This is a genomic window from Peribacillus saganii (genome assembly GCF_003429095.1).
GTDB lineage: Bacteria > Bacillota > Bacilli > Bacillales > DSM-1321 > Peribacillus > Peribacillus saganii.
The window spans coordinates 1-23,352 of record NZ_QVTE01000045.1 but is presented as its reverse complement, the minus strand read 5'-3'; the positions used below and the strand labels follow the sequence as shown (position 1 = coordinate 23,352).

Here is a 23,352-nt window from a genome sequence, read left to right as displayed (position 1 = left end):
TTTCGTGCTTCTGTGAGACAAACCAGCTTTACAGCTCGATATTAAAATAATAGAAAATCGATACAAGCACCCCTGTGACCAAAATGCCAGGAAGTAAATTAGCAACCCTGATCTTTGTCAGGCCGATCAAATTTAGCCCAATAGCAAAAATCATGACCCCGCCTGTGGAAGTCATCTCAGTTATGAAAAAATCCATTAATTCCTGGGGTACCCATTTATCGATTTTTGTTGCAAAGATAGCGATCGCCCCCTGATAAAGCATGACAGGAACAGCGGAAAAAAGGACTCCAATCCCTAAAGTTGTCGCTAGAATGATGGAGGTGAATCCATCGATAATTGCCTTTGTATATAACACGTCATGGTCATTTCGAATGCCGCTGTCAAGTGCCCCAATAATAGCCATTGCCCCTATCACAAAAATTAACGTTGCCGTAACAAATCCCTGGGAAACAGGATTAGCTTCATTTGCCCCCAGCTTTCGCTCAAGCCAATTCCCAAGCGAGTTGAGTTTCGAATCCAGATCAATCCACTCACCTAGTACTGCCCCAAACACAAGGCTTAAAATGACAATTAAAAACTGCTGGCTTTTAAAGCCCATTTGCAGGCCAAGCACTATAACCGACAGCCCAATTCCGTACATTACCGTATCCTTTGTTTTCTGGGGAATTCGATGAAAAACCTTGCCGAGCAAAGTTCCTGCAATAATACAGGCCCCGTTCACTAAAGTACCTAACAAAACCATTCCATTTGCACCTTCTTGAAGTGATTTCTATTTTAAAGCAACATTCTTTTTCAGAAGGAACTCGTATTCCCTGTTTAATATAGGTAAATATTTTTATCCTTAAAAAATAAACCATGATCCATAATAGACATGGTTTAAGAAGTTTGATCGTTTTCAAGCATTTCTAAAATCCGCTCTAAATCTTCTTTTGAATAATATTCAATTTCAATCTTTCCCTTTTTCTTGCTTTGCTTAATAACAACAGTCGTGCCAAATCGCTCCCGAAGACTATTTTCACGTTCCTGAATAAAAATATCCTTTTTTGGCTTTTTTTCCGGAGTTCCACGTGGAACATTTTGATTCAGCTGTTGAATGTATTGCTCAAGCTGTCTTACATTCAGTCCATCCTTCAGAATTTTTTCTACTACCGCTGGAATTTGATCCTTCTTTTTTAAACCAAGCAGAGCACGCCCGTGTCCCATAGAAATTTTGCCTTCTGAAATGTAATTTTGAATATCGTCTGAAAGTGAAAGCAAACGGATATGGTTAGCAATATGAGGCCTGCTTTTCCCAAGGCGTTTGGCAAGCTGTTCCTGGGTAACTTTTAGCTTCTCCAACAGAGTCTGATAAGCAGCTGCTTCTTCAATAGGATTTAAATCCTCTCGCTGAAGATTTTCCAGCACAGCAAGTTCCATCATCTGCTGCTCATTAAGCTCCCTAACGACTACAGGAACATCCTTTAATCCAGCTGCCTTAGCAGCCCTGAAACGGCGTTCTCCCACTACTATTTCATAGCCTTTAATACTTTTTCTTGCAATTATTGGCTGCAGGATGCCATGTTCCTGAATCGATTGCTTAAGCTCTTCAATAGCATCATCTTGAAAAATTTTCCTTGGCTGATAAGGATTTGGCCGAAGTTGCTTAATATTGATTTCCTGAACTGAATCCTCTTTTCCAGCTTCCAGATTGTTAAACAATGCATTAATTCCTTTTCCAAGGCCTTTAGCCATTTGACACCACTTCCTTTGCTAAATCTAGATAAACTTCCGCTCCTCTTGATTTAGGATCATAAATGATTATCGGTTCCCCATGGCTTGGTGCTTCGCTTAAACGGACGTTTCTTGGAATAATTGTCTTATAAACTTTATCCTGAAAATATTTTTTTACTTCTTCAATAACCTGTATTCCCAAATTGGTACGGGCATCAAGCATTGTTAATAGAACCCCTTCAATTTTCAGGTCATTATTTAAATGCTTTTGGACAATGCGTACTGTATTTAACAGCTGGCTTAATCCCTCTAACGCGTAATATTCACATTGCACTGGAATTAAAACGGCATCTGCTGCTGTCAATGAATTAATAGTAAGCAGCCCCAAAGAAGGAGGACAATCGATAAGGATGTAGTCATATTCGTTTTTTACTTCATCCAAAGCCCTTTTCAAGCGAACTTCCCTAGAAATTGTCGGAACCAATTCTATTTCCGCCCCTGCGAGCTGAATCGTCGCGGGAATAGCATACAGGTTTTCTACCTTTGTAGGCTTAATTACTTCCCGTGCCGCGACGTCATCTACCAGTACATCGTAAATGCATTGTTCAACATCGGCTTTTTCAATGCCAGCTCCGCTTGTCGCATTCCCCTGGGGATCTATATCTACCATTAATACTTTTTTGCCTATGTATGCCAAGCAAGCACCTAAATTTACAGAGGTTGTGGTTTTGCCAACCCCGCCCTTTTGATTTGCAATGGCGATTATTTTTCCCACGAAGCCACCTACCTTCAAAACAATAAAAATCCTGCAGGCACACCCTTCTTTAAGCTCATCCTTTTAAGAGCGGACGACGGATAGGAAGGACACTGCTGTTGTTTGCCATATAAAAAAGCGCTTCTATAAGTTTACTATAAACTAGTAATTATCCTATCTATTTTATCATGAAAAAGAACCATTCATATTGTTTTTGAACAAACAAATAAAAAAACAAACCTTTATATCCACATCTTTTTCTTCTATGGCACCATTATTAAGGAGGCGATAGTACAAAGAGGTCACAAAATTGAAAAAGGCCAGCTTTTTCAGCAAGATACTTAGTAGATTTTTTAGGAGGAATGGATGCTAAATGGGGGTTAATGGCTGATTGGAATAGCATGGAAATCCATGTATGCAGATGAGAGTAATTTTTTAAACAAAAGGCTCTATTAAACTTGCATCTTGATTTCCGCTACAGGTACTCGCTTTCCGCGGGCGGTTCGGGAGCCTCCTCGGCGCTTGCGCCTGTGGGATCTCCCTTGACCCGTTTTTCCCGCAGGATGGTGAGTTGGATTCCCCGGATAAACACTGCACGAGAAAATGGATGGAAATGCGTCAAGCTCCCTGATCATCCCTGACAAACATAAGACAAGTGCTGACAGAAGGCGCTTTTTGCCTTCCGAAGTGATTGACTTATGACCAAGGTTGCGATGGCACTTGATCGCAACAAAGGGTTGTGACGGCTCTTGGTCACACCATTCGAGGGGCTCGGCGCTCCATCTAGACATCAACAAAGTGTCAAATCAACAATGAGCTGTAACATAGCCAGACAAAAAGGCCTGGCATCTGAAAATGATTGCCAGGCTGCCGGATAATGAAGAAGTTTAAGATTTCTTCTTTGGAATTTTAATAGTGAATTGGTAGTACTCCTCAAATTCCTGTTCTTCTGAATCCAGATTTATTCCGTTATCAGATACCATTGTCAAAGATTGGCGTATTGTATTTACTGCGATTCTCATATCTTTGCTGAAGGCCTTCCTCTTTGGCTTGGGCATTTGATCCGATTTAGTGAGCATCTTAACAACACGTTCTTCGGTTTGTTTGACATTCAGATTTTTTTCAATGACTTCCTCCAGCAGCTTTACCTGCATTTCAGGGTGCTTTAACGGAATTAATGAGCGTGCATGCCTCTCGGAAATTTGTTTTGAGAGCAAGGCATCCTGTACCTGTTGAGGAAGCTTAAGCAGCCGGAGCTTATTGGCCACGGTTGATTGGCCAATACCAAGCCTTTGGGCCAGCGCTTCCTGGGTAAGGCTATGAAGCTCCAAGAGCTTACCGTACGCCAGTGCTTCTTCAATTGGTGACAGCTCCTCACGCTGAAGGTTTTCTATAAGCGCCACAGAAGCGGTTTCCGTATCATTAAAGTCCTTTACGAGAACAGGCGCATTATCCCAGCCAAGCTTTTGCATGGCTCTAAACCTGCGTTCACCGGCAATAATCTCAAATTTCCCCTGTTGGAATTCTCTTACGACAATTGGCTGGATGATTCCATGCGTATGGATTGTCTGAGCTAATTCTGCTATTTTATCTTCATTAAAAACAGTTCTTGGCTGATACCGGTTTGGTACAATATCTGCAATCGGAATATGCTTTATTTCTTCATTATTGCTTGGCTTTTCCAATTCGATTGGCTGTTGTTCTTCTTTTTCGCCTAACCCGAAAAAACGCGAAAAAGGATGCTTCATTCTTCCTACACCACCTTTAAGAAACTCCCCATAATACATATTCTCTATAGAAGCGACAGGTTCCTCCTAGAAGCAGACAAAATTAACAATCTAATCCCATCTGCATTCGTCAAAAACCTTCGATATCTTTCATAATCTCTCTTTTCTTATTCTAAAGGCATTTTATTTGGTGTACCAGGTTTTCTTGGATATTTTTTCGGGGTTGGTTTCACTTTTTGAACAGTAATAATATTCCTTTCGCTTTCTTCAATAGGAAGAGTAAAGGAATATACATCTTCTATTTGTCCGCCCAGGGTAGCAACAGCCTTGTTTCCCGCTCTCATCTCGTCTTCCGCGCTTGCTGCCTTCATAGCTATGAAGGTCCCCCCCTGCTTAACCAATGGAAGACATAATTCACTTAACACTGACATACGGGCAACTGCTCTTGCCATTACGATATCATAGGCTTCACGATGTTCCGGTTTCTGTCCAAACGTTTCTGCCCGGTCATGATAAAAGGTTACGTTCTTAAGGCAAAGTGAATCAGCGAGATGCTGCAAAAATGAAATCCGCTTATTTAAAGAATCTACTATCGATATCTTTAGGTGAGGATGGCAAATTTTTAACGGAATGCTTGGGAACCCAGCCCCTGCCCCCACGTCACAAATACTATAACTTTTACTAAAATCAAAATAAAAGGCAGCACTGATCGAGTCGTAAAAATGTTTTAAATATACTTCCTCTTTATCAGTGATAGCCGTTAAATTCATTTTTCCATTCCATTCGACCAATATTTGATAATATAGTTCAAATTGCCGCAGTTGTTCGGAAGATAGGGTTATTCCCCTCTCCTGAAGCGATTTTGTAAATTGTTCTATTTCCATTAGGTATCAGCCCTTTACGGTGAATACTCACTACATTATTGTCTTGTCTTTTGAAACTATGTATAAGGGTTCCGAAGAAATTCCGAATCAGCTTCGGAACCCCAAAATTAGTGCCAAACTTTAGCTATTGGATACTCTTGCGATCTTTCCTTGCTCTAAATAGACAAGCAGGATGGAAACATCAGCCGGATTGACTCCAGAAATTCTGGAAGCCTGAGCCATTGATAACGGGCGCACTTCCTTTAGTTTTTGACGCGCTTCAGAGGCTAGCCCTGTAATCGCATCGTAGTCAATATTTTCTGGTATCCTTTTGTTCTCCATTTTTTTCAGCCGTTCGACCTGCTGAAGTGATTTTTCAATATAACCTTCATATTTAATCTGTATTTCCACCTGTTCCGTAACTTCCGAATCAAGTTTTTCATCGCTCGGAACCAACAGTTCGATATGTTCATAGCTCATTTCAGGACGCTTTAACAAATCGGATGCCCTAATTCCGTCCTTGAGTTCGGAACCGCCATTTTGTGTCACAATTTCCTGAACCTGCGGTGTTGGCTTTATGAAAATTGATTGAAGCCTTGCTTTTTCTCTTTCAACAGCTTCTTTTTTAGCAACGAACGCATTGAAGCGGCCCTCTTTAATCAAACCGATATTATACCCAAACTCAGTCAGGCGGAGATCGGCATTATCGTGGCGAAGCAGCAAGCGGTATTCTGCACGTGAAGTCAATAAACGGTAAGGTTCATTTGTTCCCTTTGTAACCAGGTCATCAATCAGAACCCCAATGTAAGCATCCGAACGGCTCAAAATCAGCTCTTCTTTTTCGAGAGCATTCAAACCGGCATTTATTCCAGCCATAAGCCCTTGCCCTGCAGCTTCTTCATAGCCGGATGTTCCGTTAATCTGACCCGCAGTGTATAGGTTTTTCACTCTTTTCGTTTCCAGGGTTGGCCATAACTGGGTCGGCACCACTGCATCATATTCAATCGCGTATCCTGCACGCATCATTTGTACATTTTCCAGACCGGGAATAGATGCAAGAATACGGCGTTGAACATCCTCCGGAAGGCTTGTTGAAAGACCCTGCACATATACCTCATGAGTGTTTCGCCCCTCAGGCTCAAGGAAGATTTGATGGCGAGGCTTATCATTAAATCTAACGACCTTGTCTTCAATTGATGGACAATAACGCGGGCCAGTTCCTTTAATCATTCCTGAATACATCGGTGAGCGATGAAGGTTTTCATCAATGATTTGATGTGTTTCAAGACTTGTATAAGTTAACCAGCACGGCAGCTGGTCAGTTATGAATTTAGTCGTTTCATATGAGAAAGCACGTGGTACATCATCACCAGGCTGAATCTCCGTTTTACTGTAATCAATAGTTTGGCTGTGCACTCGGGGAGGTGTACCTGTTTTAAACCGTACCAGGTCAAAACCTAACTCTTCCAAGTGCTCTGAAAGTTTAATGGATGGCTGTTGGTTATTTGGACCGCTAGAATATTTAAGTTCGCCAAGTATAATTTCCCCGCGTAAAAACGTTCCGGTTGTAATAACAACAGTTTTTGCAGTATAGGCCGCTCCTGTCTTAGTTATAACCCCCTTACAAACACCATCTTCCACAATCAGCCGTTCAACAAGACCCTGCATTAGAGTCAGGTTTTCTTCATCCTCAATTGTCTTTTTCATTTCCTGCTGGTACAAAAATTTATCAGCCTGGGCACGGAGAGCACGTACAGCCGGCCCTTTCCCGGTGTTCAGCATTCTCATTTGAATATGGGTTTTATCAATATTTTTACCCATTTCCCCGCCCAAAGCATCAATTTCCCTGACCACAATCCCCTTAGCAGGTCCGCCTACAGAAGGGTTGCAGGGCATAAATGCGACCATATCCAGATTGATAGTTAACATCAGTGTCTTTGCGCCTAAACGTGCTGCCGCAAGACCGGCCTCAACGCCCGCATGGCCGGCCCCGACAACAATAACATCATAGCTTCCGGCATCATATTGCATTGTAGTTTCCTCCTTTGAAAATTATATTAAAACAGTTTTATTTACCTAAACAGAATTGGGAGAATAACTGATCAATCAGACTTTCATGCACACTATCTCCAATGATTTCACCAAGCAGCTCCCATGCCCTAGTAAAATCAATTTGAACTAAATCAATTGGTGTCCCCATCTCAATCGCATCAATGGCATCCTCGATAGCCTGCTTAGCCTGACCAAGCAGCGCAATATGCCTAGAATTAGATACATAAGTCATGTCTCCCGCTTCCAGTGATCCGGCAAAGAATAAAGAAGAAATGGCCTCTTCAAGATCGTCCACACCCTGATCTTCAAGAAGGGAAGTCGTAACTACTTTATGCTGCTTCGCTGCTTCCCGAACACGTTCAAGGTCAATTTTCCTTGGCAAATCGGTCTTATTAACGATTACGATTACATCCATTCCTTCAACTGCCTTAAACAAATTCAGATCTTCATCTGTCAGCTCATCGGAATAATTCAATACAAGCAATATTAAGTCCGCTTCTCTTAATACAGCTCGGGAACGTTCAACCCCAATCCGCTCAACGATGTCTTCAGTTTCACGGATTCCGGCTGTATCAAGCAGTCTCAATGGAACTCCCCGAACGTTTACGTATTCTTCAATTACATCTCGCGTCGTACCTGGAATGTCTGTAACAATGGCTTTATTTTCATGGACAAGGCTATTTAACAGCGAGGATTTTCCTACGTTCGGACGCCCAATAATTACAGTGGACAATCCTTCCCGCAATATTTTCCCTTGCTGAGAGGTTTGCAGTAAATGTTCCAGCTCCTTTTTAACAGAAGCTGCTTTTTCTATAAACATCTTATGAGTCATTTCTTCTACATCATCGTATTCGGGATAATCTATATTAACTTCCACATGTGCCAGAGTTTCTAATATTTCCTGGCGCAGCTTTCGAATTAGGCGTGACAGGCGCCCTTCCATCTGGCCCAGAGCAACATTCATTGCCCGATCTGTTTTAGCACGGATTAAATCCATAACCGCCTCCGCCTGTGAAAGATCGATCCTGCCATTCAGGAACGCCCGCTTAGTGAATTCCCCTGGCTCGGCAAGTTTTGCCCCATTACTCAATACAAGCTGAAGGACCCGGTTAACTGAAACCAAACCGCCATGACAGTTAATCTCAACGACGTCTTCACGTGTAAAGGTTTTGGGCCCTTTCATTACAGAAACCATCACTTCCTCAACCGTTTCACCAGTCGTCGGGTTAGTCAAATGACCATAATGAATCGTATGCGAATCTACCTGCTTTAAACTTTTGGAGCCTTTATAAATTTTATCGGCGATGTCTATTGCCTTATCTCCGCTTAGACGCACGATTGCAATCGCTCCTTCTCCCATTGGAGTGGAAATTGCTGCGATTGTATCTAATTCCAATTTTTTCACCTCTTTCAATAATTGGATCTATTTATATCTTCATTCCCTAATTGGCATTTTCCACCTAAACCATTACAATACCATAGTATTTTTCCCTATTAAAGAGATAATCTCCGCAGATTAAGAGTTATCCACAAATCTTTTTCTTCAGTACCTTTCATTTTAACTTATCCACATGTGAATAACAACTAACCAAGCCTGTTTCATCCTATATTCAAAAGCAGAGCACATAAGCTATCCAGATGCAGTTCTTATTGGTGATTTCTTTTAGAATGAACGAATTTCTTAAAGTTTTGGCCCTGTTAAACTTGCCTCTTGATTTCCGCTCCAGGTACTCGCTTTTCCCGCAAAACGCTAAATTGGCTTCCCCGAATATACAACCGCACGAGAAAATGCGGATGCATTTTCGAGGAGTCTCGCACATTCCCCTCCAATATAGAAAAGCGAAAGCGCCCTTGCACAAGAAACGTCCTGTGCGTCGAGGCTTTATTTTAAGCTGTAAAAAAAGCTGCTGGGCGCTGCAGCTAGACATCAACAAAGTGCCCATATTAACAATGAGCTTTATCATAGCCAAAATTAAAAAACAAAAAGCCCTGCCGGCAATTAATTGCAAGGCAAGGCTTTAACAACTACTTATATTGTTTTTCCGGTATGATTACCAAGTGGCGATATGGCTCTGAGCCATTTGAAGAAGTTTTGATTTTTGTAAAATTCATAAGTGCAGTATGAATTACTTTCCGCTCATATGAAGGCATTGGATCAAGTGCTACTTCTCTTCCAGTTCGAAGTGCTTTATGAGCCATTCTTTCAGCCAGCTGGATGAGCGTCTCATTCCGGCGTTTCCGGTAATCTTCCGCATCAACCACAACATTTAGGTACTGTTTTGAGTAGCGGTTTGCTACAAGCTGCGTCAAATATTGAAGAGAATTCAGAGTTTGTCCACGTTTTCCAATTAAAAGAGCAATCTTGTTACCTGACAGCTGAAATGTGACATTCTTTCCTTCTCTTGTTATAACAATCTCTGCTGCCACACCCATCTTTTCGCTGACATTCTTCAGAAAATTACGAGCTTCTTCAACAGGATCAAGAGGCATAACCACCTTGACAGCAGCCTGTCTTGCACCAAACAATCCTAAAAATCCTTTTTTTCCTTCATCAAGTATTTCTATTTCTACGCGGTCTCTTGTTGTATTTAACTGAGCTAAAGCTGATCCTACTGCTTCTTCGACAGAATGTCCGGTAGCAGTTATCTGTTTCACTTTTTGGCTCCTCCCGCATTGCCGGCAGCTGCTTTCTTCAGGTCCGGCCCTTTAATAAAGTAAGTTTGAACAATCATAAAGATATTTCCGACTACCCAATATAAAGAAAGTGCTGCAGGGAAATTAATTGCAAAAACCACAATCATAACTGGCATGACATAAAGCATCATTTTCATTTGGGCAGCCATCTGCGGATTCATATCAGTGCCTGTCATCATCATTTTCTGCTGAATGAAAGTGGTAATACCAGCGATAATCGGCAAAGCATAAATCGGATCAGGTGCGCCAAGGTCAAACCAAAGGAAATTATGATTTGCAATTTCCCCTGTACGGCTAATTGCATGGTAAAATCCAATTAAAATCGGCATTTGTACCAGTAATGGAAAACAGCCGGCTAGTGGATTGACTCCGTGCGTCTGGAACAATTTCATTGTTTCCTGCTGAAGCTTCTGCTGTGTTGCTGCGTCCTTTGAGCTGTATTTTTCCCTGAGCTTTACCATTTCAGGCTGTAATGCCTGCATCGCCTTTGAGCTTTTCGTTTGTTTAATCATAAGCGGAAGTATCGCTAAACGAATAAGGATCGTTACGGCAATAATCCCAAGCCCAAAGCTTCCGCCTAGAAGCTCTGAAACTTTTACGATCAATAGCGATAATGGATAGACAATGTATTCATTCCAGAAACCTGTGCTTTCTGAGGTGATTGGTTTATTAACCTCTGTACAGCCCGCCAAAAGAACCATCATCGAAACAATCGCAACTATAAGAAATATTCTTTTCTTCAAGCGTAATTTCCTCCCAATAGCAAACGTTATCTTAAATATGTAGACTTGTCCCTTTTTTACAAAAGTTTAAGTACTTTCTAACAGCAACTCACTATTACTACAATATAGAAATAAAAAAAGCTATTTATACCCATTTTGTATTGTACCATCTTTTTTCTTACAATGCAGATTCTTTTGGACCATAAACGAAGAAAAACTATTTTTGTCGGGGATTTTGGAATTTTGCGTTATAACGCAATGCTTTCGCTAATTTTAAAACGTGGATCAGACTGTTTTTCACCTGAAAAAAATCCATTTCCGCCACAGGCTTTCTGGCGATGATAATTAAATCCCTTCCAATTTTCACATCATCCATTAATTCGAGGAATGCTTGCCTTATGTATCGTTTGATTTGGTTACGCATAACCGCATTTCCAATTTTCTTGCTGACAGAAAGACCAATTCGGAAGTGATCTTGTTCAGGCTTGTCAAGGATATAAATAACGAATTGCCTATTTGCGAAGGATTTCCCTTTTTGAAAAACCAATTGAAATTCATCATTCTTTTTGATCCTTAACTTTTTCTTCATTGGATACACCTGCATTTCATGTTTTCATATAGAGATGTCTGCTGCAGCGCCCAGCAACTTTTTTACTGCGTAAAATAAAGCCCCGACGCACAGAACAAGGAATGCTCCGGAGCGGTTCATCCCGCGAAACAAAGCGACAGCTTTGTGAGGAAGCGGTGATTTTAGCCGTTGGCCTTTCTTGCTATGAGAAAAAAGACCACTGAGAGAATTCAGTGGCCTAGGCAGATAATACTTTTCTTCCTTTACGGCGACGGGCTGCTAGTACTCTGCGTCCGTTCTTCGTGCTCATACGAGCGCGGAAACCGTGAACTTTACTGTGCTTACGTTTATTTGGTTGATACGTTCTTTTCATTATATGACACCTCCCAAGAGAATAACAGTTAAAGACAGTCTTACTAATTATATAGACGGCAGTACAAAATTGTCAACTGCTCTTTATTTTCATATTAACCGTATTCTATTTTTCTCCGCCTGTTTTCATTTTTCCTTCATTCAAAACAAACGGTTTCTCCATTCTAACATGGTTTAAGTCAAATTCATATTCCATTTTCCTGGTTACTTAGTTTGAAAGGTATTTTAGCAGTCAACTTCATAAAGAAATCTCTAATCCAGAGTGGATCGATCATTTCTGGTCAATCTCAATTTCCTTTAGAAGCATTTTCATCTTCCTAAAAGCATTGTGGACATCTTTTCGACATTTTTCTACTATCCACAGACATAATTCACAGGTTTTTCACACAATCAGGGCTGTGGAAAAGTTTTTCCCCATAGCCACTTAGTCTTGTGGATAAACTCAAAAATCCATTGCAACCTCTCTAAATATCTGATATTATATTTGTGTTTTCACCCTGAATAACTTTATCCCCAAAATCATTTTATCCACAGATTGTGAATAACTTGTGGATAGAATATTCAGACCGTGTGTATGGATTTGTCCACATATAGTGGATATTGTCGAAAACCCGTTTTCTTTCTTTATTATATATTTTTCCACATTCATGCAAATGAATAAAAATTACATTTACCCGTATTACCTGTTTTTTGGTTGTACAAAAGTTATACATTTTCCTTTTTGAAACTATTTTTCTATAAAATCACAGTGAATGTCTCTATGAGGAAGAACTTATCCGTTCGTTTCGCGGGGTTTTTCGTGTTTTTTATTTTGTTTTTTTATAGGATTTCCTCGCTGAAAGGAGGGCAAGTATGGAAAATATTGCTGCTTTATGGAACCAAACGCTAAAAAAGATAGAGAAAAAAATTAGCAAGCCTAGCTTTGATACTTGGATGAAGGCAACTAAAGCCCATATGTTGCAGGGTGATACGCTAACGGTAGCGGCACCGAATGAGTTTGCGCGCGATTGGCTGGAAGAAAGGTATTCACACTTGATAGCAGACATCCTCCTGGAGCTGACAGGTGAAGAGCTTGAAGTAAAATTTATCATTCCTCCAAACCAGGGAGAAGAAGATTTTGATTATCAGGCGCCAGTTAAAAAGCCAAAAGGGCGGGAAGATGATCATACCGAGCTGCCTCAACATATGCTTAATCCAAAATACACATTCGATACATTCGTTATTGGTTCGGGTAACCGCTTTGCCCATGCAGCTTCCCTTGCTGTTGCTGAGGCACCGGCAAAGGCTTATAATCCCCTGTTTATCTATGGGGGAGTTGGATTGGGAAAAACTCACTTAATGCATGCAATTGGCCACTATGTTATAGAGCATAATCCTTCGGCAAAGGTTGTTTATTTGTCTTCGGAAAAGTTTACTAATGAGTTTATCAATTCAATCCGTGACAATAAAGCGGTTGACTTTCGCAATAAGTATCGAAGTGTTGATGTTTTGCTGATAGATGATATTCAATTCCTGGCTGGAAAAGAACAAACGCAGGAAGAATTTTTCCATACCTTTAATACACTTCATGAAGAAAGCAAGCAAATTGTTATTTCCAGTGATCGGCCTCCAAAGGAAATTCCGACACTTGAGGACAGGCTCAGGTCCCGTTTTGAATGGGGTTTAATAACCGATATTACTCCCCCCGATCTTGAAACAAGAATTGCTATTTTGCGTAAAAAGGCAAAAGCGGAAGGTTTGGATATTCCAAATGAAGTTATGCTTTACATTGCAAATCAGATCGATTCCAATATCCGTGAGCTGGAGGGTGCATTAATTCGGGTAGTGGCCTATTCTTCATTGATTAATAAAGATATCAATGCGGATCTTGCAGCAGAGGCATTAAAGGATATAATTCCAAGCTCGAAGCCTAGAATTATTACCATTCTTGAAATTCAGAAAACAGTAGGCGAGCACTATAGCGTAAAGCTGGAGGATTTCAAAGCGAAGAAACGGACAAAGTCGGTTGCATTCCCAAGGCAGATTGCTATGTATCTTTCCCGGGAGTTAACAGATTCCTCTTTGCCCAAAATAGGTGATGAATTTGGCGGAAGAGACCATACAACCGTAATCCATGCCCATGAAAAAATTTCAAAGCTGATGCAGACAGATTCTTTACTGCAAAGGCAGGTTAAGGAAATCCAGGACCGGTTGCGCGTATAGTTTGATCACGTGAATTATGTGAATAACTCTCATTGACTTACTCACAGTCTGTCCACATGTGGATAGACTGTTTTTCCTTGCTTTTTCATGAGTTATCCACAAATCAACAGGCCCTATTACTACTATTACTATATTTTTTAAAAAATAATTAATATACGCAGTTAAAAATTGAAATATACCACATTGGAGGATTATCAAATGAAATTCACCATCCAGCGCGACCGATTGGTCCAAAGCGTGCAGGACGTTTTAAAGGCAGTTACTTCCAGAACGACTATACCAATTCTAACCGGAATAAAATTAGATGTTACCAGAGATGGAGTAACACTAACTGGAAGTGATTCAGACATTTCAATTGAGTCTTTCATACCAGCTGAAGAAGAAGGCAATGAAATCGTAGAAATTAAAGATACAGGTAAGATTGTCCTAAATGCACGCTTTTTCAGTGAAATTGTTAAAAAACTGCCGCTAAATACGGTAGAAATAGAAGTACTGGTAAATTTTCAAACGATTATCCGATCAGGGAAGGCAGAGTTTAATTTAAATGGACTGGATGCCGAGGAATATCCGCATCTTCCCCAGGTTGAGGAAGAAAATTCATTTAAACTTCCTACTGATCTTTTGAAAACCCTAATCAGACAAACCGTATTTGCAGTGTCCGCCTCAGAAACACGCCCTATCTTGACAGGTGTAAACTTGAAGGTGGAAGGCGATGAATTAACCTGTATTGCAACAGATAGCCATCGTCTGGCAATGCGGAAGGCGAAAATTGAAACGGAAGTTAAGGGAGAATATAATGTCGTAATTCCAGGGAAGAGCTTAAATGAGTTAAGCAAGATTCTTGATGATAATAATGAACCAATTTCAATTGTTATTACTGACAATCAAGTTTTATTCAAGGCAAAGAATTTATTATTCTTTTCAAGGCTGCTTGAAGGTAACTATCCGGATACATCAAGGCTGATTCCAGCAGAAAGCAAAACTGATGTGACTGTCCATACAAAAGAATTTTTGCAAGCGATTGACCGGGCTTCTTTGCTTGCGAGAGAAAGCCGCAATAATGTTGTCAAGCTATCGACGCTTGAAGGAAAAGTAATTGAAATTTCTTCTAACACTCCTGAAGTTGGTAAGGTAGTCGAGGAAATCCAGGCTCAGTCAATTGATGGGGAAGAACTAAAAATTTCGTTCAGTGCTAAATATGTTATGGAAGCCTTAAAAGCTTTGGAAGGTACTGATATTACAATTAATTTCACTGGTGCTATGCGACCTTTCGTAATTCGCTCGCTGCATGACAATAGCATGCTTCAATTGATTCTTCCAGTCCGGACTTATTAAGCCGCTGCATGTATAAACCCATACTTATATGAGCTGCCAGTTTCTCTCCCTGGCAGCTTTTGTGCTATAAAAAAAACATTTTCAACAGACAACTCAGATTTCTTTAATTTATTGGTCAGGTGTAATTCTCCTTTTATTTCCATATCCTATACATTCGGACTATACTTTGTGTAATTTACTGAAATTTAGTAAAATAATATATTAGAGACTACCTGAAGAAAGTAGTGAAGAACGGATGAATGAAATTCAAATCAGTACCGAATATATAACGCTTGGCCAATTTTTAAAGGTTGCTGATGTAATTCAAAGCGGCGGAATGGCTAAATGGTTTTTAAGTGAGCATGAAGTTTTTATTAATGGAGAACTTGATACACGCAGGGGCAGAAAACTGAGAGCAGGTGACCGGGTTGAAATTCCCAATACAGGGAGTTTCCTGATTACGGGCTAAGCAAAGGAAAACAAACGATTATGTATATTGAAACGATAAAACTGAAAAATTACAGGAACTATCAGGATCTCGAAGTTTTTTTCGAGAACAAAGTGAATGTAATTCTCGGAGAAAATGCCCAGGGCAAGACTAACGTGATGGAATCAATCTATGTGCTGGCCCTGGCAAAATCGCACCGGACCTCAAATGATAAAGATCTTATTCGCTGGGATCAGGAATATGCTAAAATAGAGGGAAGGGTAAAAAAAAGAAACACGTCTATCCCTTTGGAGCTTACGATATCCAAAAAAGGTAAAAAGGCGAAGTTTAATCATATAGAGCAGCGCAAGCTAAGTCAGTATGTCGGCAATATGAATGTCGTCATGTTTGCCCCTGAAGATCTTCACTTAGTGAAGGGCAGTCCACAGGTCAGGCGCAGGTTCATAGATATGGAAATCGGCCAGGTTTCTCCTGTGTATCTTCATGATATGAGCCAATATCATAAAATACTTCAACAACGGAATCACTTATTAAAGCTTCTTCAAACACGAAAACAAAGTGACACAACAATGCTGGATGTTTTAACTGAACAGATGGTTGGTTACGCTGTAAAAATTGTTGAAAAAAGGTTTCAGTTCCTCAGTCTTCTCCAAGAGTGGGCTGAACCTATTCATTCAGGTATATCAAGGGGTCTCGAAACCCTGAAAATTGAATATAAGCCTTCCCTGGATGTATCAGAACGCATGGATATGTCGAAAATGGAAGATATATTTCAAGAAAAGTTCGTAAAGGTGAGAAATAGAGAGATCGAAAGAGGTGTCACCTTAATTGGGCCTCACCGGGATGATCTCACTTTTTTTGTTAATGGGAGAGATGTTCAAACCTTTGGTTCACAGGGACAGCAGCGTACAACCGCACTATCACTTAAACTGGCTGAAATAGAACTTATACATTCAGAGATCGGTGAATATCCTATCCTGCTGCTTGATGATGTTTTATCAGAATTGGATGATTATCGCCAATCCCATTTGCTCAATACCATTCAAGGTAAAGTACAAACCTTTGTAACAACAACCTCTGTGGAAGGGATTGACCATCAAACACTGAAAGAAGCTTCCACTTTCGAGGTGGAACAGGGAAGTTTGAAAAAGCTGAAATAACGGAGTGGTTCCATGTATCTTCATGTTGGTGAGGACATCCTTATAAAGACTGATGACATAATCGCAATTTTAGATAAACAGCTTTTTGACCAATCTTCGATTACGGAGGATTTTTTAAAGCAAAGAGAGCAAGTTTCATTGAATCTTGCTAAAGGTTCGATAAAATCTGTTGTCATTACAGACAAGCATATTTATTATTCGCCTCTGTCTTCCGGCACATTAAAGAAACGCTCTCAAAAAAAGACCATATTGTTTGATTAATAAGAGATAGAAAGAAAATAAGGCAAACAAACAGGTGAGCCGCACCTTAAAAATAAATAAAAGAACGATAAGCAGAGAAAAGTGTAGGTGATTAGGAATGGCGATGGATCAAAAAGATGTTCAAACACCATCTTATGATGAAAATAATATTCAGGTCCTTGAAGGTTTGGAGGCTGTCCGTAAACGTCCAGGAATGTATATCGGTTCAACATCGGCTAAGGGTCTGCACCATTTAGTATGGGAAATTGTAGATAATAGTATTGATGAAGCTTTGGCAGGTTTTTGTGATGAAATCCGAGTAGTGATCGAAGAGGATAACAGCATTACTGTTGTTGATAATGGGCGCGGTATTCCTGTCGGAATCCATGAAAAAATGGGACGCCCTGCGGTAGAGGTTATTATGACTGTATTGCATGCAGGAGGAAAATTCGGCGGCGGCGGATACAAAGTTTCAGGCGGTCTGCATGGGGTAGGCGCATCTGTCGTTAACGCCCTTTCGACCGTGCTGGAAGTATTTGTCCACCGTGATGGCAATATATATTATCAGCAATTTAACCGCGGTGTCCCTAAGGAAGATTTAAAAGTCGTCGGTGACACTGATCGGACGGGGACGACTGTTCACTTCGTTCCTGACGGAGAAATTTTCACTGAAACATTGGTTTATGATTTCGATACACTAGCTTCCCGCTTACGGGAACTTGCTTTCCTAAACAAAGGTCTCAAGATTGCGATTGAAGATAAGCGGCCTGAAGGCAAAACAAAAGAATATTACTATGAAGGCGGTATCCGTTCGTATGTGGAGCATTTGAACAGGTCCAAGGAAGTCCTCCATGAAGAACCGATTTATATGGGCGGCGACAGGGATGGCATTACGGTTGAGATTGCTATGCAATACAATGAGAGCTATACCTCTAATTTATACTCATTCGCCAATAATATTCACACATATGAAGGCGGAACACATGAGTCAGGCTTTAAGACGGCTCTTACGAGGGTTATCAATGATTATGCCAGAAAAAATGGGATATTCAAGGAAGCCGATGCCAACCTTTCAGGTGAGGACGTTCGTGAAGGTTTAACAGCGATTATTTCAGTTAAGCATCCTGACCCACAATTCGAGGGACAGACGAAAACGAAGCTGGGCAATTCGGAAGTCAGGACAGTAACGGATTCTGTTCTTGCGGAAAAGTTAGATCAATTCATGCTCGAAAATCCGTCGGTCGCAAGAAAAATTGTCGATAAGGGTTTAATGGCCGCTAGGGCTCGACTTGCAGCGAAGAAGGCCCGTGAATTGACTCGAAGGAAAAGTGCATTGGAAGTTTCCAGTCTCCCAGGAAAATTGGCTGACTGCTCATCCAAGGATCCTTCCATCAGCGAATTGTATATTGTTGAGGGAGATTCAGCGGGCGGTTCTGCTAAACAAGGCCGTGACCGACATTTCCAGGCGATTTTGCCATTACGCGGTAAAATTATTAACGTCGAAAAGGCGCGTTTAGATAAAATTTTATCCAATAATGAAATCCGGGCCATCATTACAGCTCTTGGGACAGGTATCGGCGAAGATTTTGACATTTCCAAGGCAAGATACCATAAAATAATTATCATGACGGATGCAGATGTGGATGGTGCTCATATTCGAACACTCATGCTGACATTCTTCTATCGTTATATGAGAAAAATTATTGAACACGGTTATATCTACATTGCTCAGCCGCCTCTTTACAAGGTTCAGCAGGGAAAACGAGTGGAATATGCCTACAATGACCGCCAACTGGATACTATTATGGCTGAGCTGCCGATTCAGCCAAAGCCGGGGATTCAGCGTTATAAAGGGCTTGGGGAAATGAATCCTGGACAGCTTTGGGAAACCACAATGGATCCATCAACCCGGACACTGCTCCAGGTCAGCCTGAAGGACGCCATTGAAGCGGATGAAACATTTGAAATTCTGATGGGTGACAAAGTAGAACCTCGTCGTAATTTCATTGAAGACAATGCCCTTTATGTAAAAAACCTGGATATCTAAAATTAGAGATTTTATCTTTTTAACTTTATAAATAGATACCTCTAGCGCTCAGCAACTATTTTCACAGGAAAATTACCATGACAAATAAGAAAGGAAAGCTGCTGCAGTGACTCATCTCACACCGCAAACTAGCAGGTTTAGTGGACGTCCCAGTGCAGATGATGATCGAGTACAAAGGTTGTTTGAGAATCTTATTGCATTTGCAGGCGAACTTTGTCAGGAGTTTGCTTTTGCGTTTTTCTTAGGAGCAGGAGGCGTACGGGATGTGCCAAAGACGAAGTCTATGGTCCATTTGCCGGGGCTTCCCGTTTTCATGTTATAAATTATCGGAAGTTTTAAAACTTCTCGAAGGAGGTTGGCTCCATGTCAGAAACAGAAAGATCAAATGTGCAGGAAATTAACATTAGCCAAGAGATGCGGACCTCATTCCTGGATTACGCGATGAGTGTAATTGTTTCTCGTGCTTTGCCGGATGTTAGGGATGGACTGAAGCCTGTACACCGCAGGATTCTTTATGCAATGAACGATTTAGGGATGACAGCGGACAAGGCTTATAAGAAATCTGCCCGTATTGTAGGAGAAGTAATCGGTAAATACCATCCTCATGGCGATTCAGCTGTATATGAAACAATGGTTCGTATGGCCCAAGACTTTAACTATCGCTATATGCTTGTTGATGGACATGGAAACTTTGGCTCTGTTGATGGTGATGCAGCCGCAGCGATGCGTTATACAGAAGCCAGGATGTCCAAAATTGCGATGGAATTGCTTCGCGACATTAATAAGGACACAATCGACTATAAAGAAAATTATGACGGTTCCGAAAAAGAACCAATCGTAATGCCGGCCCGCTTTCCTAACCTGTTAGTGAATGGGTCCTCCGGGATTGCTGTGGGTATGGCAACAAACATTCCGCCTCACCAATTAGGAGAAGTAATCGATGGAGTATTAGCAATAAGCAAGAATGAAGACATTTCCATTGCGGAATTAATGGAGATTATTCCCGGTCCTGATTTTCCTACAGCCGGATTGATCCTTGGAAGAAGCGGGATCAGAAAAGCATATGAAACAGGAAGAGGCTCCATCACGATTCGTGCCAAGGTTGAGATTGAGGAGAAATCGAATGGCAAACAGGTTATTATTGTTAATGAATTGCCTTACCAGGTAAATAAAGCAAGGTTAATTGAAAAAATCGCCGAGCTAGTCCGAGACAAAAGGATTGATGGAATTACCGACCTTCGCGATGAGTCAGACCGCAACGGGATGCGGATTGTGATTGAAGTAAGACGGGATGCTAATGCGAATGTACTATTAAATAACCTTTATAAACAAACTGCGATGCAAACAAGCTTCGGAATCAATCTGCTGGCATTGGTTGACGGCCAGCCGAAGGTTCTGAACTTAAAACAATGCCTGCAGTATTATTTAGCTCATCAGCAGGTAGTTATACGCCGCAGAACTGAGTTCGAGCTTCGCAAGGCTGAAGCGAGAGCCCATATTTTAGAAGGGTTGCGAATTGCTCTTGATCACCTTGATGAAGTCATCCGATTAATTCGAAGCTCACAAACGACCGATATCGCAAGGGAAGGTTTAATGACCCAATTCTCGCTTTCAGAGAAGCAGGCACAGGCCATCCTTGATATGCGATTACAGCGCTTGACAGGGTTGGAGCGTGAAAAGATTGAAGAAGAGTACCAATCTTTAATGACATTGATTGCTGAGCTAAGAGCCATTTTAGCGGATGAAGAAAAGGTTTTGGAAATCATCCGTGAAGAGTTGGCTGAGATAAAAGAACGTTTTAATGATACACGGAGAACCGAAATAGTCGTAACCGGTCTCGAAAATATAGAAGATGAAGATCTTATACCGGTTGAGAACATTGTTGTTTCATTAACGCACAACGGCTATATAAAGAGGCTTCCTGTATCCACTTACCGCAGCCAGAAGCGCGGAGGCAGAGGGATACAAGGAATGGGGACAAATGAGGATGACTTTGTTGAGCATCTATTGACAACTTCAACCCATGATACCCTTCTTTTCTTCACTAACAAAGGGAAGGTGTATCGTTCGAAAGGCTACGAGATTCCGGAATACGGCCGTACAGCCAAAGGACTTCCGCTTATTAACCTTCTGGAAGTGGAAAAAGGGGAATGGGTTAATGCCATTATTCCAGTCCGGGATTTCGCAGACGACTGGTTCCTATTCTTTACGACAAAGCAGGGAATTTCAAAGCGTTCCCCACTTTCATCCTTTGGCAACATCCGCAACAACGGTCTAATCGCTTTAAGTTTGCATGAAGAAGATGAACTGATTTCTGTGCGCCTGACAAATGGTGAGAAAGATATTATCATCGGTACTAAGAATGGTATGATGATTCGATTCCCGGAAACTGATGTCCGAACAATGGGAAGGACAGCAGCTGGTGTTAAAGGGATTCGACTTCGCAAAGAAGATGAAGTTGTAGGTATGGAAATTTTAGAAGAAGATGCTGAAGTGCTAATCGTTACAAAACATGGTTACGGAAAACGTACCCCAGCTTCCGAATACCGCATGCAAAGCCGCGGTGGAACTGGCTTGATTACTTGTAATGTAACTGAAAAGAATGGTCCAGTTGTTGCTGTTAAAACGGTAACAGGGGAAGAAGATTTAATGCTGATGACAGCCGGGGGTGTTGTAATCCGGACAGCGACAGAATATATTTCCCGAACCGGCCGGAATACACAGGGTGTTAAGCTGATCCGACTAGAAGCTTCTGAAAATGAATTTGTTTCAACTGTTGCAATTCTGGAACGCGAAGAAGAAAAAGAAGAAGAACTCACTGGAGGGATGGAAGGACTACCTTCCGAAGACTCTGCGGAGGGTTCCGAAGAAAAGCTGACTGAAGAAATAGCTGAAGAAGCTGTGGAAGAAACCGATGAAGAAATTAATGAGGAAGAATAAGAAGTTTGTCATGGTTATTGTTAGAGGTCCTGTCTTTGTACAGGGCCGTTTTTTATCTATATAGCTCCGTTTTTTTTCTAGTCTTCACAAAAATAATCAAGTAATATAGTAACAAAGTAGTATTAATTTGACTGTTACAGAGGTGAACTGTTTGCGGGTTAAAACACAATATTTACAAGAAGGATGTATCTTGGCGAAAGACGTGTACAGTGTAACTAATCGTCCAATAATGACAAAGAAAACTGTATTAAATAACGATTTACTGGAGGTTTTGCATGCATTTCTAGTAATAGAAGTCAGCGTTGAAAAAACACTTATTGATGGCAGGACCTTTATACCTGCTGAAGTCATAGATGAAGAAGCGGAAGCAGCAGCTACAGAAACTGCCTTCAACACCCAATATTTAAATGCTGTACAAAGTTATAAAAAACTATTTAAAAGCTGGCAAGCGGGCAGTCCGGTTGACACAACCAAGGTGCGAGAGATTGTTCTCCCGTTATTAAACAAAGCTTTTGAAAATCCTGCCGATATTTTCCAGTTACATCATTACTCAACAAAGGAAGAGTATTTCTTCCACCATGCCGTATCTGTAGCGTTATTGAGCGGTTTTATTGCAAAAAAACTTAACTATGGGACGGGAGATATATTGCAAGTTGCTATGGGGGGCTGTTTATGCGATTGCGGCATGTCCAAAGTTTCCCCAAAAATTCTTGAAAAGAAAACGGTTCTTACTTTTAGCGAGTTTGAAGAGATTAAAAAGCACCCTATTCATGGCCTTAAAATGCTTCAAAATAGTTCGTTTTTGAAAGAGGGAGTTAAATTTGCGGTATTCCAGCATCATGAACGGCTTGATGGAAGTGGCTACCCGTCCGGAAGAAAAGGGCAGCAGCCTCACCCATTTGCGAATATCGTAGCCATAGCTGATGTATACCACGCGTTGACTTCCGAAAGGATATATCGAAAGAAACATTCACCGTTTAAGGTATTGGAAATGATTCTGCATGATGATTTTGGAAAGTTTGATATAGCGGCCCTTAAAGCACTGATGTCCGGCATCGCAAGTTTTTCCATTGGAAGTAGAGTAAGGCTTTCCAATGGTTTTACAGCGGAAATTTTATTCATTGAAACAAATTCACCTACAAGGCCATTGGTAAAAGTTATGGAAACAAATGAAATTCTTCATTTAGAGAAAAAACGAGAATTGTATATTGATGAAATTATTGCTTAATTTTCATTAGCATAGAAATAATTTGATACTGAACACTAAGTGCTATTATATGAACTTAGTGTTTTTTTGATAAAAAAATCCGTCAAAGTCCTGGATTCCATACTTACATTACTGTTAAATAAGGGAATTATTACTTTTCCCTTGTATTTAAATATTATTCCAGCTATAATAACTAAGTCAGTCAAGCATAATTAAAAAGTTGTTGACTTTTCTTATTATGAAATGATAGACTTATAAAGTCGCTTATGAGCGATGAGTAAAAAAGATTGCTCTTTGAAAACTGAACAAAACAAAGCGCCAACGTTTTAATG

General features: G+C 40.8%; 21 protein-coding genes. 10 read left to right on the top strand and 11 right to left on the bottom strand.

Annotated elements, in window-relative coordinates; genetic code table 11:
- Nucleotides 1-28: 28 nt before the first annotated feature.
- The 7 genes from D0469_RS15300 to mnmE form a co-directional block, all read right to left on the bottom strand.
- A complete protein-coding gene (locus tag D0469_RS15300; RefSeq protein ID WP_117327596.1) occupies nt 29-742 on the bottom strand; it encodes a DUF554 domain-containing protein in 714 nt (237 codons plus the stop codon).
- Nucleotides 743-876: 134 nt separating this feature from the next.
- A complete protein-coding gene (locus D0469_RS15295) occupies nt 877-1,731 on the bottom strand; it encodes a ParB/RepB/Spo0J family partition protein (RefSeq protein WP_117327595.1) in 855 nt (284 codons plus the stop codon).
- A complete protein-coding gene (locus D0469_RS15290) occupies nt 1,724-2,485 on the bottom strand; it encodes a ParA family protein (protein ID WP_117327594.1) in 762 nt (253 codons plus the stop codon). Before D0469_RS15290 ends, D0469_RS15295 begins: the two co-directional genes overlap by 8 nt.
- Nucleotides 2,486-3,351: 866 nt before the next feature.
- Nucleotides 3,352-4,212, bottom strand: a complete 861-nt coding sequence (noc, locus tag D0469_RS15285) for a nucleoid occlusion protein (protein WP_117327684.1) — start codon at nt 4,210-4,212, stop codon at nt 3,352-3,354.
- A 146-nt stretch (nt 4,213-4,358) separates the two neighbouring features.
- Nucleotides 4,359-5,075 (bottom strand): 16S rRNA (guanine(527)-N(7))-methyltransferase RsmG, encoded by a 717-nt coding sequence (rsmG, locus tag D0469_RS15280; RefSeq protein WP_117327593.1) that lies wholly within the window; start codon nt 5,073-5,075, stop codon nt 4,359-4,361.
- 120 nt (nt 5,076-5,195) lie between these two features.
- Nucleotides 5,196-7,085 carry a tRNA uridine-5-carboxymethylaminomethyl(34) synthesis enzyme MnmG gene (mnmG, locus tag D0469_RS15275; RefSeq protein ID WP_117327592.1) on the bottom strand — a complete coding sequence of 630 codons (1,890 nt, stop codon included), beginning with the start codon at nt 7,083-7,085 and terminating at the stop codon, nt 5,196-5,198.
- Between the two features lie 37 nt (nt 7,086-7,122).
- The gene (gene mnmE / locus D0469_RS15270; RefSeq protein ID WP_117327591.1) at nt 7,123-8,502 is read right to left on the bottom strand and encodes a tRNA uridine-5-carboxymethylaminomethyl(34) synthesis GTPase MnmE; all 1,380 of its coding nucleotides are present in this window, start codon (nt 8,500-8,502) and stop codon (nt 7,123-7,125) included.
- Nucleotides 8,503-8,774: 272 nt separating this feature from the next.
- Here mnmE and D0469_RS15265 point away from each other — a divergent pair, with 272 nt between their 5' ends.
- A complete protein-coding gene (locus D0469_RS15265; protein ID WP_117327590.1) occupies nt 8,775-9,128 on the top strand; it encodes a hypothetical protein in 354 nt (117 codons plus the stop codon).
- Between the two features lie 3 nt (nt 9,129-9,131).
- Here D0469_RS15265 and jag read toward each other — a convergent pair whose 3' ends face one another.
- The 4 genes from jag to rpmH all read right to left on the bottom strand — a co-directional run bounded on the left by jag (nt 9,132) and on the right by rpmH (nt 11,463).
- On the bottom strand, nt 9,132-9,761 hold the full coding sequence (gene jag, locus D0469_RS15260) for an RNA-binding cell elongation regulator Jag/EloR (RefSeq protein ID WP_117327589.1): 630 nt from the start codon (nt 9,759-9,761) through the stop codon (nt 9,132-9,134).
- The gene (gene spoIIIJ, locus D0469_RS15255; RefSeq protein ID WP_117327588.1) at nt 9,758-10,543 is read right to left on the bottom strand and encodes a YidC family membrane integrase SpoIIIJ; all 786 of its coding nucleotides are present in this window, start codon (nt 10,541-10,543) and stop codon (nt 9,758-9,760) included. Before spoIIIJ ends, jag begins: the two co-directional genes overlap by 4 nt.
- Nucleotides 10,544-10,739: 196 nt before the next feature.
- Entirely contained in the window at nt 10,740-11,111 is a 372-nt protein-coding gene (gene rnpA, locus D0469_RS15250) for a ribonuclease P protein component (protein ID WP_117327587.1), read from the bottom strand.
- A gap of 217 nt (nt 11,112-11,328) precedes the next feature.
- Nucleotides 11,329-11,463 carry a 50S ribosomal protein L34 gene (gene rpmH / locus D0469_RS15245; RefSeq protein ID WP_066109727.1) on the bottom strand — a complete coding sequence of 45 codons (135 nt, stop codon included), beginning with the start codon at nt 11,461-11,463 and terminating at the stop codon, nt 11,329-11,331.
- An 851-nt stretch (nt 11,464-12,314) separates the two neighbouring features.
- Between rpmH and dnaA the strand changes: the two genes are divergently transcribed.
- The 9 genes from dnaA (at nt 12,315) to D0469_RS15200 (ending at nt 23,041) form a co-directional block, all read left to right on the top strand.
- Nucleotides 12,315-13,664, top strand: coding sequence for a chromosomal replication initiator protein DnaA (gene dnaA / locus D0469_RS15240; RefSeq protein WP_117327586.1), 1,350 nt, complete (start codon nt 12,315-12,317; stop codon nt 13,662-13,664).
- A gap of 198 nt (nt 13,665-13,862) precedes the next feature.
- Entirely contained in the window at nt 13,863-14,999 is a 1,137-nt protein-coding gene (gene dnaN / locus D0469_RS15235; RefSeq protein ID WP_117327585.1) for a DNA polymerase III subunit beta, read from the top strand.
- 235 nt (nt 15,000-15,234) lie between these two features.
- Nucleotides 15,235-15,447 carry a S4 domain-containing protein YaaA gene (gene yaaA, locus D0469_RS15230; RefSeq protein ID WP_117327584.1) on the top strand — a complete coding sequence of 71 codons (213 nt, stop codon included), beginning with the start codon at nt 15,235-15,237 and terminating at the stop codon, nt 15,445-15,447.
- 20 nt (nt 15,448-15,467) lie between these two features.
- On the top strand, nt 15,468-16,586 hold the full coding sequence (recF, locus tag D0469_RS15225) for a DNA replication/repair protein RecF (protein WP_117327583.1): 1,119 nt from the start codon (nt 15,468-15,470) through the stop codon (nt 16,584-16,586).
- Between the two features lie 12 nt (nt 16,587-16,598).
- A complete protein-coding gene (gene remB, locus D0469_RS15220) occupies nt 16,599-16,847 on the top strand; it encodes an extracellular matrix regulator RemB (RefSeq protein ID WP_117327582.1) in 249 nt (82 codons plus the stop codon).
- 103 nt (nt 16,848-16,950) lie between these two features.
- Entirely contained in the window at nt 16,951-18,873 is a 1,923-nt protein-coding gene (gene gyrB, locus D0469_RS15215) for a DNA topoisomerase (ATP-hydrolyzing) subunit B (RefSeq protein ID WP_117327683.1), read from the top strand.
- A 106-nt stretch (nt 18,874-18,979) separates the two neighbouring features.
- Nucleotides 18,980-19,195: a hypothetical protein gene (locus tag D0469_RS15210; RefSeq protein ID WP_117327581.1), complete on the top strand. Its 216-nt coding sequence runs from the start codon at nt 18,980-18,982 to the stop codon at nt 19,193-19,195.
- Between the two features lie 41 nt (nt 19,196-19,236).
- Nucleotides 19,237-21,813, top strand: a complete 2,577-nt coding sequence (gene gyrA / locus D0469_RS15205; RefSeq protein WP_117327580.1) for a DNA gyrase subunit A — start codon at nt 19,237-19,239, stop codon at nt 21,811-21,813.
- A 190-nt stretch (nt 21,814-22,003) separates the two neighbouring features.
- Nucleotides 22,004-23,041, top strand: coding sequence for an HD-GYP domain-containing protein (locus D0469_RS15200; protein WP_325048963.1), 1,038 nt, complete (start codon nt 22,004-22,006; stop codon nt 23,039-23,041).
- Nucleotides 23,042-23,352: the final 311 nt, after the last annotated feature.

Coding starts and splice junctions, on each gene's coding strand:
- remB (WP_117327582.1), top strand. CDS start 16,599: ATGTATCTTCATGTTGGTGAGGACATCCTTATAAAGACTGATGACATA.
- yaaA (WP_117327584.1), top strand. CDS start 15,235: ATGAATGAAATTCAAATCAGTACCGAATATATAACGCTTGGCCAATTT.
- recF (WP_117327583.1), top strand. CDS start 15,468: ATGTATATTGAAACGATAAAACTGAAAAATTACAGGAACTATCAGGAT.
- gyrB (WP_117327683.1), top strand. CDS start 16,951: ATGGATCAAAAAGATGTTCAAACACCATCTTATGATGAAAATAATATT.
- rnpA (WP_117327587.1), bottom strand. CDS start 11,111: ATGAAGAAAAAGTTAAGGATCAAAAAGAATGATGAATTTCAATTGGTT.
- gyrA (WP_117327580.1), top strand. CDS start 19,237: ATGTCAGAAACAGAAAGATCAAATGTGCAGGAAATTAACATTAGCCAA.
- D0469_RS15300 (WP_117327596.1), bottom strand. CDS start 742: ATGGTTTTGTTAGGTACTTTAGTGAACGGGGCCTGTATTATTGCAGGA.
- dnaA (WP_117327586.1), top strand. CDS start 12,315: ATGGAAAATATTGCTGCTTTATGGAACCAAACGCTAAAAAAGATAGAG.
- rpmH (WP_066109727.1), bottom strand. CDS start 11,463: ATGAAAAGAACGTATCAACCAAATAAACGTAAGCACAGTAAAGTTCAC.
- rsmG (WP_117327593.1), bottom strand. CDS start 5,075: ATGGAAATAGAACAATTTACAAAATCGCTTCAGGAGAGGGGAATAACC.
- dnaN (WP_117327585.1), top strand. CDS start 13,863: ATGAAATTCACCATCCAGCGCGACCGATTGGTCCAAAGCGTGCAGGAC.
- noc (WP_117327684.1), bottom strand. CDS start 4,212: ATGAAGCATCCTTTTTCGCGTTTTTTCGGGTTAGGCGAAAAAGAAGAA.
- D0469_RS15265 (WP_117327590.1), top strand. CDS start 8,775: ATGAACGAATTTCTTAAAGTTTTGGCCCTGTTAAACTTGCCTCTTGAT.
- D0469_RS15295 (WP_117327595.1), bottom strand. CDS start 1,731: ATGGCTAAAGGCCTTGGAAAAGGAATTAATGCATTGTTTAACAATCTG.
- mnmG (WP_117327592.1), bottom strand. CDS start 7,085: ATGCAATATGATGCCGGAAGCTATGATGTTATTGTTGTCGGGGCCGGC.